General features: G+C 71.6%; 13 protein-coding genes. 11 read left to right on the forward strand and 2 right to left on the reverse strand.

The window, feature by feature from the left end:
• Positions 1 to 10: 10 nt before the first annotated feature.
• Genes KL771_RS17485 through KL771_RS17510 form a run of 6 tightly spaced genes read left to right on the forward strand, consistent with a single transcriptional unit; the run spans position 11 to position 5,582 of the window.
• Complete coding sequence (locus KL771_RS17485; RefSeq protein ID WP_261969821.1) at positions 11 to 982, forward strand: ABC transporter permease; 972 nt, start codon at positions 11 to 13, stop codon at positions 980 to 982.
• A gap of 2 nt (positions 983 to 984) precedes the next feature.
• Positions 985 to 1,413, forward strand: coding sequence for a cytidine deaminase (locus tag KL771_RS17490; RefSeq protein WP_261969822.1), 429 nt, complete (start codon positions 985 to 987; stop codon positions 1,411 to 1,413).
• A gap of 25 nt (positions 1,414 to 1,438) precedes the next feature.
• Positions 1,439 to 2,260, forward strand: coding sequence for a purine-nucleoside phosphorylase (locus KL771_RS17495; RefSeq protein WP_261969823.1), 822 nt, complete (start codon positions 1,439 to 1,441; stop codon positions 2,258 to 2,260).
• Position 2,261: 1 nt separating this feature from the next.
• The gene (gene deoC, locus KL771_RS17500; protein ID WP_261969824.1) at positions 2,262 to 3,044 is read left to right on the forward strand and encodes a deoxyribose-phosphate aldolase; all 783 of its coding nucleotides are present in this window, start codon (positions 2,262 to 2,264) and stop codon (positions 3,042 to 3,044) included.
• A 10-nt stretch (positions 3,045 to 3,054) separates the two neighbouring features.
• A complete protein-coding gene (gene deoA / locus KL771_RS17505) occupies positions 3,055 to 4,368 on the forward strand; it encodes a thymidine phosphorylase (protein WP_261969825.1) in 1,314 nt (437 codons plus the stop codon).
• Positions 4,368 to 5,582, forward strand: a complete 1,215-nt coding sequence (locus KL771_RS17510; protein ID WP_261969826.1) for a phosphopentomutase — start codon at positions 4,368 to 4,370, stop codon at positions 5,580 to 5,582. Before deoA ends, KL771_RS17510 begins: the two co-directional genes overlap by 1 nt.
• Before the next feature lie 77 nt (positions 5,583 to 5,659).
• Here KL771_RS17510 and KL771_RS17515 read toward each other — a convergent pair whose 3' ends face one another.
• A complete protein-coding gene (locus KL771_RS17515) occupies positions 5,660 to 6,931 on the reverse strand; it encodes a URC4/urg3 family protein (protein ID WP_261969827.1) in 1,272 nt (423 codons plus the stop codon).
• A gap of 179 nt (positions 6,932 to 7,110) precedes the next feature.
• Positions 7,111 to 8,370, reverse strand: coding sequence for a GTP cyclohydrolase II (locus tag KL771_RS17520; protein ID WP_261969828.1), 1,260 nt, complete (start codon positions 8,368 to 8,370; stop codon positions 7,111 to 7,113).
• 371 nt (positions 8,371 to 8,741) lie between these two features.
• Between KL771_RS17520 and upp the strand changes: the two genes are divergently transcribed.
• From upp to KL771_RS17545, 5 genes are all read left to right on the forward strand, one after another.
• Positions 8,742 to 9,377 (forward strand): uracil phosphoribosyltransferase, encoded by a 636-nt coding sequence (gene upp / locus KL771_RS17525; RefSeq protein WP_261969829.1) that lies wholly within the window; start codon positions 8,742 to 8,744, stop codon positions 9,375 to 9,377.
• Between the two features lie 22 nt (positions 9,378 to 9,399).
• Entirely contained in the window at positions 9,400 to 10,311 is a 912-nt protein-coding gene (locus tag KL771_RS17530; RefSeq protein WP_261969830.1) for a ribokinase, read from the forward strand.
• 119 nt (positions 10,312 to 10,430) lie between these two features.
• A complete protein-coding gene (locus KL771_RS17535) occupies positions 10,431 to 10,994 on the forward strand; it encodes a TIGR02281 family clan AA aspartic protease (RefSeq protein WP_261969831.1) in 564 nt (187 codons plus the stop codon).
• A 111-nt stretch (positions 10,995 to 11,105) separates the two neighbouring features.
• Entirely contained in the window at positions 11,106 to 12,092 is a 987-nt protein-coding gene (locus KL771_RS17540; RefSeq protein ID WP_261969832.1) for a phosphate/phosphite/phosphonate ABC transporter substrate-binding protein, read from the forward strand.
• A gap of 79 nt (positions 12,093 to 12,171) precedes the next feature.
• A complete protein-coding gene (locus KL771_RS17545; RefSeq protein ID WP_261969833.1) occupies positions 12,172 to 12,516 on the forward strand; it encodes a rhodanese-like domain-containing protein in 345 nt (114 codons plus the stop codon).
• Positions 12,517 to 12,524 lie beyond the last annotated feature (8 nt).

Genomic DNA, 12,524 nt, shown 5'->3' on the forward strand with positions numbered 1-12,524 from the left:
GGGGCACGCGATGGAGTTCGTCGAGAGCGCGGCCCTGGTACTCGGTTCCGCCGTCCGGCTGAGCGTGCCGCTGCTGCTCGCCTGCCTGGCCGGATTGTGGTCTGAGCGTTCCGGCGTCGTCGATATCGGCCTGGAAGGCAAGATGCTCGCCGCCGCCTTCGCGGCCGGTGCCGCCGCGGCGGTGACCGGCTCGGCCTGGCTCGGCCTCCTCGCCGCCGTTCTGGTCTCCATCGCCTTCTCGCTGGTGCATGGCTTCGCCTCGATCAGCCAGCGCGGCAACCAGATCGTCTCGGGCGTGGCGATCAACTTCGTCGCCGCCGGCCTGACCGCCCTGCTCGGTCAGGCCTGGTTCGCGCAGGGCGGACGTACCCCGCCGGTGCAGGGCGACGCCCGCTTCCAGCCGATCGACCTGCCCGGAGAGGTCGCCGCGCGCGCGGCCGGCGGCTTCGGGCGGCTGTGGTCGGAGGTCGTCTCGGGCCACAACATCCTGGTCTATCTCGCCTTCCTGGCGGTGCCGGTGACCTGGTACGCGCTCGGCCGGACCCGCTTCGGGCTGCGTCTGCGCGCCGTCGGCGAGAACCCGCATGCGGTCGACACCGCCGGCATCTCGGTCGCCGGCCTGCGCTATGCCGCGGTGACGATCGCCGGGCTCCTGTGCGGCCTGGCCGGCACCTATCTGGCGATCGCCCAGTCGGCCGGCTTCATCCGCGACATGACCGCCGGCAAGGGCTTCATCGCGCTCGCCGCGCTGGTCTTCGCCAAGTGGCGGCCGGTGCCGGCCATGCTGACCTGTCTGCTGTTCGGCCTGCTCGATGCCGTCGCCATCCGCCTGCAGGGCACGCCGCTGCCGGTCGTCGGCCCGGTGCCCGTGCAGGTGTTCCAGGCGCTGCCCTATGTGCTAACGGTGGTGCTGCTGGCCGGTTTCATCGGCCGCGCCATCCCGCCGCGCGCCTCCGGCGTCCCCTACACGAAGGACCGCTGATCATGCCGCAATCGGCCACGGCCGAGGTCGCCCTCGACGCCCTGTTCGCCGCCGCCGCCGCGGCGCGGACCCGCGCCTACGCGCCCTATTCGCGCTTCCTGGTCGGCGCCGCGATCCGCGACGGCGACGGCCGCATCCATGCCGGCTGCAATGTCGAGAATGCCGCCTATCCGCTCGGCACCTGCGCGGAGGCCGGCGCTATCGCCGCTATGGTGCTGGCCGGCTCGACCGAGATCGCCGAGATCGCGGTGGTCGGCGGCCCGGAGCATGGCGCGGAACTGCTCTGCCCGCCCTGCGGCGGCTGCCGGCAGAAGATCCGCGAATTCGGAGGGCTGACGGCGCGCGTCCACCTGCGCGAGGCCGACGGGCGGGTGCGGACCTTGACGCTCGACGATCTGTTGCCGATCTCCTTCGGACCGGAACATCTGTGATGGTCCCTCTCATGCCGGTTCAACCATGACCCCGACCGAACTCGCCGCCGTGATCCGCGACTGGGCGCCCGCTGCGCCGGCGCCGAAGGTGGCCATCGTGCTCGGCTCCGGGCTCTCGGGCCTCGCCGACGCGGTCACGGATGCCGCCCGCATCCCCTATGTCGACCTGCCCGGCTTCCCGCGCGCCGGCGTCTCCGGTCATAGCGGCGAACTGGTGCTCGGCCGGCTCGCCGGCCTGCCGGTCGCCGTCATGGCCGGCCGGGCGCATTTCTACGAATCCGGCCGCGCCAACGTGATGGAACCGGCCATCGCGACCCTGAAGGCGCTCGGCGCCGACACGCTCATCCTGACCAATGCCGCCGGCTCGCTCGACGAGGCCATGCCGCCGGGCACGCCGATGCTGATCGCCGACCATATCGCGCTCGGCCCCAATCCGCTGATCGGACGGGAGGGCGACGCGCGCTTCGTCAACATGGTCGACGCCTGGGACCCGGACTTGCGCGCGCTCGCCCGCGCCCGGGCAAAGGCGCTCGACATCCCGCTCGGCGAGGGCGTCTATCTGTGGTTCACCGGCCCGTCTTTCGAGACCCCGGCCGAGATCCGCATGGCGCGCCGGCTCGGCGCCGATGCGGTCGGCATGTCGACGGTTCCGGAGGCGATCCTCGCCCGCTATCATGGCCTCAGGCTGCTCGGCCTCTCGATGATCACCAATCTCGGGGCGGGGATGACCGGCCGGCCGCTCTCCCACGAGGAGACCAAGGCCGAGGCGGCGCGCGGCGTCGACCGGTTCCGCGCGCTCCTTCTCGCCATCCTGGCCGATCTGGCCGGCCCGACCGGAGAGGCCTGACATGCCCGAAACCGTCCGCCTCGCCGCCATCGCGGCCCGTGCCCTGCCGCTCGTCGACCTGACCGATCTCGGCGACACCTGCACGCCGGCCGCCGTCGACGCGCTTGTCGACCGGGCGGCGACGGCGTTCGGGCCGGTCGCGGCGGTCTGCCTCTGGCCGCGCTTCGTCGCCCGCGCCCGGTCGCGGCTCGATCCGGCGAGCCCGATCAGGATCGCCACGGTGGTCAACTTCCCCGACGGCGGCACCGACCTGGCGGCTGTGGTCGCCGAGACCGAGGCGGCGCTGCGCGACGGAGCCGACGAGATCGACCTGGTGCTGCCCTATCGCGCGCTGATGGCCGGCGACGCGGCGGCCGCCGAGAGGATGATCGCGGCCGTGCGCGCGCTGTTTCCGCCGCCACCGGTCAGCCTCAAGGTCATCCTGGAGACCGGCCGACTCGCCGACCCGGCGCTGATCCGCCAGGCCGCCGACCTCGCCATCGCGGCCGGGGCCGACTTCATCAAGACCTCGACCGGCAAGGTCGATGTCAATGCCACGCCCGAGGCTGCAGAGATCATGCTTCAGGCGATCTGGGATGCCGGCCGGCCCTGCGGCTTCAAGGCGGCGGGCGGCATCCGCACAACGGAAGATGCGGGGCGCTACCTGGATATCGCCGACCGGATTCTCGGCCCCGACTGGGCTTCGCCCGCCACGTTCCGCTTCGGGGCGAGCGGCCTTCTCGACGATCTTCTCGCCCGGCTCGGCGGCGGCACCGCTGCGGCCGGCCAGCCTGCCTCCTATTGAGACCGCCGCCATGCTGCCTCAGGAAGTGATCCGCAAGAAGCGCGAGGGCGCCACGCTGAGCGAGGCCGAGATCGCCTTCATGGTCGCAGGCCTGACCGACGGCTCGATCACCGAGGGCCAGATCGCGGCCTTCGCGATGGCGGTCTTCTTCCGCGGCATGACCCTTCCCGAACGCGTCGCGCTGACCCGCGCCATGACCGGATCCGGCACCGTGCTCGCCTGGGACCTGCCCGGGCCGGTGCTCGACAAGCATTCCTCCGGCGGCGTCGGCGACAATGTCTCGCTGATGCTCGCCCCGATGGTCGCCGCCTGCGGCGGCTTTGTGCCGATGATCTCGGGGCGCGGGCTCGGCCATACCGGCGGCACGCTCGACAAGCTCGATGCCATCCCGGGCTATGTCAGCCAGCCCGACAGCGCCACCTTCGCGCGCGTGGTGCGCGCCGTCGGCACTGCGATCATCGGCCAGACCCCCGATCTCGCCCCGGCGGACCGGCGCTTCTACGCGATCCGAGACGTGACCGCGACGGTCGAATCGATCGACCTGATCACAGCCTCGATCCTGTCAAAGAAGCTCGCCGCCGGCCTGCAAGGCCTTGTGCTCGACGTGAAATGGGGCAACGGCGCCTTCATGGCGACGTTCGCCGAGGCGCAAGGTTTGGCCGAGAGTCTGGTCGCGGTCGCCAACGGCGCCGGCCTCGCCACCACGGCGCTGCTGACCGACATGAATCAGCCGCTCGCCCCCGCCGCCGGCAATGCGGTCGAGGTGCGCCACGCGGTCGATTTCCTGACCCGGCGCCGGCGCGACGCGCGCGTCGAGGCGGTCACGGTCGAACTCGGCGTCGAGATGCTGATGACCGGCGGCCTCGCGGAGACCCGCGACATGGCGCATGCGCGCCTCGTCCGCACGCTCGACGACGGCAGTGCGGCCGAGCGCTTCGCCCGCATGGTCGCCGCGCTCGGCGGCCCGACCGATCTGGTCGAGCGCCCCGGCGATCATCTCGCCCGCGCCGCGGTGGAGATCGCCGTCGAGGCGGCGGAGGCGGGCATCGTCACGGCGATCGACACCCGCGCGATCGGCGTCGCCGTGATCGAACTCGGCGGCGGCCGGATGCGCGCCGCCGATGCCATCGACCCCACGGTCGGCTTCACCGAACTGGCCGGCCTCGGTGCGCCCGTCGGGCCGGGGCGGCCGCTGGCGCGCGTCCACGCCCGAGACGCCGCCGCCGCCCTGAGCGCGGCCGCCGCCTTGCAGGCCGCCTACCGCATCGGCCCGGACGCGCCGGCGGTCGCTCCCGTCGTCGCCGCGCGCATCGGGGCGCCGTGATGGCCCGCGGCTTCCTGTTCATCATGGATTCCTTCGGCATCGGCGGGGCGCCCGACGCCGCGACCTATGGCGACGTAGGCGCCGACACCCTCGGCCATATCGCCGAGGCCGCCGCCCGCGGCGCAGCCGACCGGCCGGGCCTGCGTGCCGGGCCTTTGCGCCTGCCTCTCCTCGACCGGCTCGGACTCAGCGCCGCGGCGGAGGCCTCGACCGGGCGCCGGCCGCCGGGGCTCGAAGGGACCGCCGATCTCGGCCGCTGGGCGGTCGGCGTGGAACGCTCGAAGGGCAAGGATACGCCGTCGGGCCACTGGGAACTGGCCGGCGTGCCGGTCACCTTCGACTGGGGCTATTTCCCGACGACCGTGCCGGCCTTCCCGCCGGACCTGGTCGCCGAGCTCGTCCGCCGCGGCGGCCTGCCGGGCATTCTCGGCGACTGTCACGCCTCGGGCACCGCAATCCTCGACCGGCTCGGCGAAGAGCATCTGCGGACCGGCCGGCCGATCGTCTACACCTCGGCCGATTCCGTCCTGCAGATCGCCGCGCACGAGACCCGTTTCGGGCTCGACCGGCTCTACGACCTGTGCCGGATCGCCCGCAGCCTGTGCGATCCGCTCGGCATCGGCCGGGTCATCGCGCGGCCCTTCGTCGGCGAGACGACGGGACATTTCACCCGCACCGGCAACCGGCGCGACTATGCCGTGCCGCCGCCCGAGCCGACCCTGCTCGACCGCGCCGCCGCCGCCGGCCGGCAGGTGATTGCGGTCGGCAAGATCTCGGACATCTTTGCCGGGTCCGGCGTCACCCGCGCCGTCAAGGCCTCCGGCCACGACGCCCTGTTCGAGGCCGCGCTCGGCACGCTGCAGACGGCGCGCGACGGCGATCTGGTGCTGGTCAATTTCGTCGATTTCGACACGCTCTACGGCCACCGCCGCGACGTTGCCGGCTATGCGGCGGCGCTCGAGGCCTTCGACGCGAAGCTGCCGGCCTTCCTCGACCGGATGGGCGCCGGCGACCTCGTCATGCTGACCGCCGACCACGGCTGCGACCCGACCTGGCCCGGCACCGACCACACCCGCGAGCAAGTCCCGGTGCTCGCCTACGGCCCTGGCCTCGCACCCCGGGGCTATGGCCGCCGCGGCTTCGCCGATGTCGGCGAGACCCTCGCCGCCCATCTGGGACTGGCGCCGGGCCGGCACGGCACGGCGATGTGGTGACGGCCCGGCGCGGCTTACCGCCGCGCGCGGAGGTCCGCTCCCGGAGGGCAGGGGGCCGAACCCTGAGGAAATTTTCCTCAGAACACCGTGCCGTCGCTGTCGATGATGATCGGCGGGCTGCCGTCGGGGCGCTTCTCGCGTGCGATGCGGCGGCCGGCCGACCAGGTGCCGCCTTCGAGCACGCAGGCGAGCGGGAAGGTCTGGGCGGTGCGCGACAGGCGCTTGCGCACGCCCTCGGCGATCTGGTCGAGCAGCGCCACGGTCAGTCCGCGCCATTCGACCACGAATTCGGATTCCGGCTTCTGCGGCCGGCGCAGGGCGGTCGGGTCGCGCGGCTTCAGGAGCCCCATGTCGATGAACAGGCCGCCGTTGCGGTATTCCGCAAGGCCGGTCAGGCCGTCGAGATCGGTCACCGTCAGGCCGGACCAGACCAGCGGCTCGATCAGCGAATAGGCCAGCCACTGCGACAGCTTGTGCAGCGGCAGCAGGCCGTCGGAGGCGTCGCCGGCGATCACCTTCGGGTGCTTCCAGGTGTCGCCGAGCGCCACGTCGCCCATCATGTAGCGGCCCGGCCAGATCGAGCCGAGCGATTCGAGCAGCACCTCCAGGATCACCGGCGCGCCGATCTTGCCGGTGCCGGTCGCCTGGCGGATCAGCATGTCGACCATGCCGCCGGGACGGATGCCGTCGGGCGCGGAGAACACGTCCGGCCGCTCCTGCATGGCGTTGCCGAGCCGGTTCAGGAGGCCGAGCCGGCCTTCCAGCCCGATCAGCGGGTTGCCGTTGGAGACCTGGAAACCGTCGGCCAGTTCCTCGTAGGTCAGGCCGGCCAGCGCACGGGCATCGGCGCGCAGCGGATCGTAGGGGTCGCTCGAGAAGGCGCCGCTGGTGAACATGACCAGGCTGGCGATCGCCAGGCCCTCGGAGCGCGAGAAGGTCTCGCCGGTCGCCGATTCCGCATAGGCCCATTTGGTGCCGGCGCCGGCATCGAGCAGCACCGAGACGAAGGCCAGATCGAAGGCGGCGCGGCCGAGTTCGACCGGATCGCGCCAGTCGCGCGTGCCGGCGATCATGCCCCAGCGGTCGAACTCGCCGAGTTCGAAATGCCGCCAGCGCGAATGCGGCGGCACGCCGAGATTGGGGTAGTTGGAGCGGATCACCCTGAGGACGAAGTCCGAGGTCGGGTCGAGCCGGCTCATGTCGACGGTGAAGTTGTCCAGCCGATCGGACTGACCGTAGGAGAGGAGCTGGGCGGCGCGTTCGCGGACGGCGCGGGCGGAGAGCAGCTTGCGGCCGACGATATTGAGCCGCTCCTTGGGGATCGAAGACGTGATCTTCGTATTGGTCATGAACGGTTCCTGGACGCGATACGCGGGACGGCGACGAACGGCTGGCGGGGCGGAGAGACGGCGCCGCGCCGGGACGGGCGCGGATCGAGGCGGTGAGTTGGCCCTGTGATCAAGGCTGCAGCGTGACCCGGCGGCGGATCGGGGCGTGCGGTCGGCCGCCGCCCGCGTCCCGCCAACGGTCAATAGCGGTCGAGCGGGCGGCCGACGGTGGCGTTCAGCTGCTCGGCGCTCGGCGCGCCGGTCGGGGTGAAGTAGCCGGCCGCCTTCTTGGCCTCCATCTCCACCTTGGCATCGTCGGGGATCAGCCCGTCGGGGATCGGCACGCGCTCGACGATCTCGATGCCGCTGTCGACCAGCGCGTCGTATTTCATGTTCGACATCGATACGAAGCGGTCGATCCGGGTGATGCCGAGCCAATGCAGCACGTCCGGCATCAACTGCTGGAAGCGGGCGTCCTGGACGCCGGCGACGCATTCGGTGCGCTCGAAATAGGTCGCCGCCTGGTCGCCGCCCTCCTGGCGCTTGCGCGCATTGTAGACCAGGAACTTGGTCACCTCGCCGAGCGCGCGGCCTTCCTTGCGGTTGTAGACGATCAGGCCGGCGCCGCCGGCCTGGGCCTCGCGCACGCATTCCTCGATGCCGTGCACCAGATAGGGCCGGCAGGTGCAGATGTCTGAGCCGAACACGTCCGAGCCGTTGCACTCGTCGTGGACCCGGCAGGCCAGCGTCTTGCGCCGGTCGGCGAGCGAGGCCGGATCGCCGAAGATGTAGAGCGTGATGTTGCCGATCGGCGGCAGGAAGACCTGCAGGTCGGGCCGCGTGACCAGTTCCGGATAGATGCCGCCGGTCTGCTCGAACAGCGTCCGGCGCAGCGCATCCTCGCTGGTGCCGAAGCGCTCGGCGATACCGGGCAGGTACCAGACCGGATCGACGGCCGCCTTGGTGACGGCGATGTCGCCCTGCGCCCGCACGATCTGGCCGTCGATCGGCAGACGGCTCTCCGACGTGCCGATGCGCAGTTCCGGCACGGTCAGCCGCGCCTTGGTGATAGCGATGGTCGGACGGATGTCGTGGCCCTCGGCGATCTCGCGGCCGAAGATCTGCGCCGTCCGGTGACCGAACGGATCGAGCGAAACGATGCGGCCCGGGTCCGACCATTGCGGATGCGGGCCGATCTCGGTGGTCGGGGAGGTGTTGGTCAGATCGGGCCGCTGGATCGGGTTCAGGGCGCCGGAGGCGACGGCGAGCGCGCGGTAGAGCGCATAGGCGCCGCCATGGGTGCCGATCACGTTGCGCTCGTTCGGGCGGCTCAGCGTGCCGATCACCGGCCCGCGCTCGCGCGGATCGGCCGCGCCCCAGTGGATCGGAAAGCGCTGCGGCGCGCCGGCGCCGGGATGGGATGTGAGGCGGATGTGGGAGGGCTTGTTCGGCGTGTTCATCGTCGCGACCGACCCCGGGACGGGGCTCTCCTGAGGAAACGACCAGATTGCACCATCAAGGTTAAGGATCAAACAACTTTCCATGACGATTGATCACGGCCGCCGGAGCCCGGGTCGCGCTGCGAGCAGCCCGGTGCTCGCGCCAAAAGACCCGCAGTATCGGGCGCCGATCGATTTCCCGCCGGGCTGCCGTCAACTATGCCGTTTCGTGAAGACGACGCGCCGCGCCGGGGCGGCGGAGCGCCCGGAAGTGCGGCGGCGGAGCGCCCGGCAGCGCGGCAGGTGCGGTGGATTGCCGACGATTCGCGATTGCGCAGGCTGTGGCGTCGTTTAGGGTCGGCGGCAGGACAATCGGGCGCGAGGAGCGAGGCATGAACCAGGACGGCGTGACCGTCATCGACCATCCGCTGGTCAGCCACAAGCTGACGCTGATGCGCGACAAGGAGACCTCGACCAAGAGCTTCCGTCAGCTTTTGCGCGAAATCGCGCTGCTGCTCTGCTACGAGGCGACACGCGATCTCGAACTGACCCTGGTCGAGATCGAGACCCCGCTGACCAAGATGATGGCGCCGAAGATCGCCGGCAAGAAGCTGGTCTTCGTGCCGATCCTGCGCGCCGGCATGGGCCTCCTGGAGGGCATGCTGGAACTGGTGCCGTCGGCCCGCATCGCCCATATCGGCCTCTACCGCGATCCGAAGACGCTGGTCGCGGTCGAATACTACTTCAAGGCACCGGAGGATATCGGCGATCGCCTGGTCATCGTGCTCGATCCGATGCTGGCGACCGCCAATTCGGCCGTCGCCGCGGTGGAGCGGCTGAAGGAGCGCGGCGCCCGGAACATCCGCTTCGTCTGCCTGCTGGCCGCCCCCGAGGGCATCGCCCACATGCGCGACGCGCATCCGGACGTGCACATCTATTGCGCGGCGATCGACGAGCGGCTGAACGAGAAGGGCTACATCATGCCCGGTCTCGGCGATGCCGGCGACCGCATGTACGGCACCAAGTGACCGGCGGCGGACGGGGCGGCCGGTGATCGTCGGCTTCGGCACCATCAATGTCGATCTGGTCACCGTGGTGGCGCGCTTCCCGGTGCCCGGCGAGACCGTGAAGGGGCGCGACTATCAGCTCTTTCCCGGCGGCAAGGGCGCCAACCAGGTGCTCGCCGCCGCGCGCGCCGGCGCCCGCACCGTGCTGGTCGGCGCGGTCGGACGCGACGGCTTCGCCGCACCGGCCCTCGCCAACCTGAAGGCCGCCGGCGTCGACTGCTCGCGCGTGCGCGCCTCCGCCTCGCCGACCGGCCTCTACATGATCGCCATCGGTCCGGGCGGCGAGAACCTGATGATCGGCGCCAATGCGGCCAACGACACCGCCCGGGCGGCCTGGCTCGACGGCCTGTTCGGCCCCGGCGTGACCTTCGTGACGCAGAATTCCCTCGGGACGGTCGAGGTCGAGGCCGCCATCGCGATGGCCCGGGCGGCCGGCGCGCGCGTCGTCTACAATGCCGCCCCGGCCGAACCGGTCGCGGACGCGACCTTCGCGGCGGCGGACTGGATCGTCGTCAACGAGCACGAGGCGCGCCGCTACGGCGAACTGACCGACCTGCCGGGCGCGCCGGAGGCCTTCTGCCGCGCCGCCGCCGCGCGTTTCGGCAACAATGTGATCGCCACGCTGGGCGCGCGCGGCATCGTCGGGATGGTCGACGGGCGGGCGCTCGCCGCAGATCCGGCCGCCGTGACCGTGGTCGACACGACCGGTGCCGGCGATGCCTTCTGCGGCGCGCTGGCGGCGGCGCTCGATCGCGGCGAGACGAGCGATGCGGCGCTCAGGCAGGCGGTGGCGGCCGGCAGTCTCGCCTGCCGGGAGAGCGGCGCGCAGACCAGCTTCCACGATCTCGCCGAGATCCGCGCCCTGGCGGCGGGCATCGTGCTGCGGCCGCTCTGATCCGTCGCCCGTTGATGCATTCCGGCCACGACCGGCCGGGACGGTCGAATTCGGCCGATTGGTTTCAGCACTCGTTAGGAGCCGTTCCGTAGCCTCGGCGCATCGCATCCGGGATCGCCATGCTGCAGGTCGTGCTTCGCTCCATCCTCGTCGGCTGCTTCGCCATCCTCCTGGCGCCTGCGGCGGTCCCCTATCTGGTCGACGCGCTGTCGTGGATCGCCGACCGTCCCGACGGCAGCATCCCGACCGCAGTCGGCTACCGGGCCGAGGAGACCGCCGCGCCGGACCGCGCCCCGACCCCGGCCGGGCGGGGCCGCAGCGTATCGCTGAGGGCGGATATCCGCGGCCATTTCGAGGTCGACGCGCGCATCAACGGCACGCCGGTGCCGGTCATGGTCGATACCGGGGCGACCTCGGTGGCCCTGCGCTACGAGGATGCCGTGCGGCTCGGCCTGCGCCCGCTGCCGTCCGAATTCGACGTGCCGATCGCGACCGCCAACGGCACCACCAAGGCGGCCCGGGTGACGCTCGGCGAGGTGCGAATCGGCGACGTGCGCGTGTCCAAGGTCGAAGCCCTGGTGGTGCCGGCGCGCGCCCTGACCACCAACCTGCTCGGCATGAGCTTCATCAAGCGGCTCGGCAAGGTCGAGATGCGGGGCGACCGGCTGCTGCTGGTCGAATGACGCGGGGGGCATCCGCCGCGCCGGCCGGGTCCTGACGCCGGCTTCCTCTTGACGGATGGCGGGCGGTCCGGTTCCGTGCGCTCCCGTATGTTCGAGCCCGGAACCGGAGCGATGATCCCCAAGAACGTCCGGCGCAGCGGCGCCCGGGCCGCTTCGGCGGCGCGCTTCGCCCTGCTTGCCTGCGCGCTGGCCCTAGCGGGCGGCACCGGCGCCCTGGCGCAGAATTCGGTCGTGATCATTCCGGGTATCAAGATCGGCGTGGTCGGCGCGGAGCGGCCGCAGGTCCTGCGCACCCGGCTGGAGCCGTTCCGCCGCCGGCTTTCGGACGATGTCGGCACCTCGGTCGAGATCGTGCCGATGAAGGACGGTCAGACGCTGATCGACGCCATCGCCACCAAGCGGGTCGACTATGCGATCCTGTCGGCGAGCGCCTATGCGATGGCCTGGAAGCTGTGCCAGTGCATCGAGCCGGCGGCGGCACCGCGTTCGGTCGACGGCACGCTGTCGTTCCGGGCGGTGATGCTGGTCAGGAGCGGCTCCAAGGCCGAACGGGTCGAGGACCTGAAGGGCGCCAGCATCGCGACCTCGGACGGTCGCTCGGTGGCCGGCCGCCTGCTGCCCTTCGCCGAACTGGCCGCCGCCGGACTGCCGCCCTCGGCGCATTTCGGCCGGATCGAGACCGCGACCGGCCCTGAGGCGGCGGTGCGCCTGATGCTGGCCGGCAAGGTCGACGCGGCGCTCGCCTGGTCGAGCCTGGAGGGCGCGATGGAGGCCGGCTATTCGCGCGGCACTCTGCGCGACATGGTCGACCGCAAGGCCTTCACGATGACGGACGTGCGCATCGTCTGGACCTCCGCGCCGATCCCGCACGGCCCGCATGCCGTCCGGACCGATCTGCCGCCGCAGATGCGCAATCGCATCCGCGAGGTCCTGACCCATCTGCGCCAGGACGATCCGGACGCCTATGACGCCGTCGAGCCGGTCATGGGCGGCGGCTTCGCGACCATCGACCACGCCGCCTATCAACCCCTGCTCGTGCTCGTCAGCCCGCCGGATGGCGAGGCCAAGCCGCCGGCGACACCGAAACCGCCGGGCTGAGACGGACCTCTCCACGCCGCCCGAACGGCCCCGCGGCCTCGGGCTCCCCGACCTTTTCGACCCCTGAAGGAACCGACCGATGGATAGCGAGACCGCCCGCCGTGCCGCCCTCGACGGCAGCGTCGTCCTGATCGACGTGCGCAATCCCGACGAATGGCTGCGGACCGGCATCGGCGAGGGTGCCCACCCGCTCTCGATGCAGGATCCGGCCTTCCTCGATACGCTGCTGGACCTGGTCGACGGCGACCGGGACCGCCCGCTGGCGATCGTCTGCGCGGCCGGCGGCCGCTCCGCGCAGGTCGCCCGCGCGCTCACGGCCCATGGCTTCGCGACCGTTCACAATGTCGACGAGGGCATGATGGGCTCGCCCGCCGGCCCGGGCTGGCTCGGCCGCGGCCTGCCGACGGTGCCCTGGGAAGGGTGATCGCGGTC

It is taken from the genome of Prosthecodimorpha staleyi, from assembly GCF_018729455.1.
GTDB lineage: Bacteria > Pseudomonadota > Alphaproteobacteria > Rhizobiales > Ancalomicrobiaceae > Prosthecodimorpha > Prosthecodimorpha staleyi.

Bases quoted from the DNA above. Each gene is read 5' to 3' on its own strand.
- deoC (WP_261969824.1), top strand. From the start codon at position 2,262: ATGCCCGAAACCGTCCGCCTCGCCGCCATCGCGGCCCGTGCCCTGCCG.
- KL771_RS17490 (WP_261969822.1), top strand. From the start codon at position 985: ATGCCGCAATCGGCCACGGCCGAGGTCGCCCTCGACGCCCTGTTCGCC.
- KL771_RS17510 (WP_261969826.1), top strand. From the start codon at position 4,368: ATGGCCCGCGGCTTCCTGTTCATCATGGATTCCTTCGGCATCGGCGGG.
- upp (WP_261969829.1), top strand. From the start codon at position 8,742: ATGAACCAGGACGGCGTGACCGTCATCGACCATCCGCTGGTCAGCCAC.
- KL771_RS17485 (WP_261969821.1), top strand. From the start codon at position 11: ATGGAGTTCGTCGAGAGCGCGGCCCTGGTACTCGGTTCCGCCGTCCGG.
- KL771_RS17495 (WP_261969823.1), top strand. From the start codon at position 1,439: ATGACCCCGACCGAACTCGCCGCCGTGATCCGCGACTGGGCGCCCGCT.
- deoA (WP_261969825.1), top strand. From the start codon at position 3,055: ATGCTGCCTCAGGAAGTGATCCGCAAGAAGCGCGAGGGCGCCACGCTG.
- KL771_RS17535 (WP_261969831.1), top strand. From the start codon at position 10,431: ATGCTGCAGGTCGTGCTTCGCTCCATCCTCGTCGGCTGCTTCGCCATC.
- KL771_RS17545 (WP_261969833.1), top strand. From the start codon at position 12,172: ATGGATAGCGAGACCGCCCGCCGTGCCGCCCTCGACGGCAGCGTCGTC.
- KL771_RS17540 (WP_261969832.1), top strand. From the start codon at position 11,106: ATGATCCCCAAGAACGTCCGGCGCAGCGGCGCCCGGGCCGCTTCGGCG.
- KL771_RS17515 (WP_261969827.1), bottom strand. From the start codon at position 6,931: ATGACCAATACGAAGATCACGTCTTCGATCCCCAAGGAGCGGCTCAAT.
- KL771_RS17520 (WP_261969828.1), bottom strand. From the start codon at position 8,370: ATGAACACGCCGAACAAGCCCTCCCACATCCGCCTCACATCCCATCCC.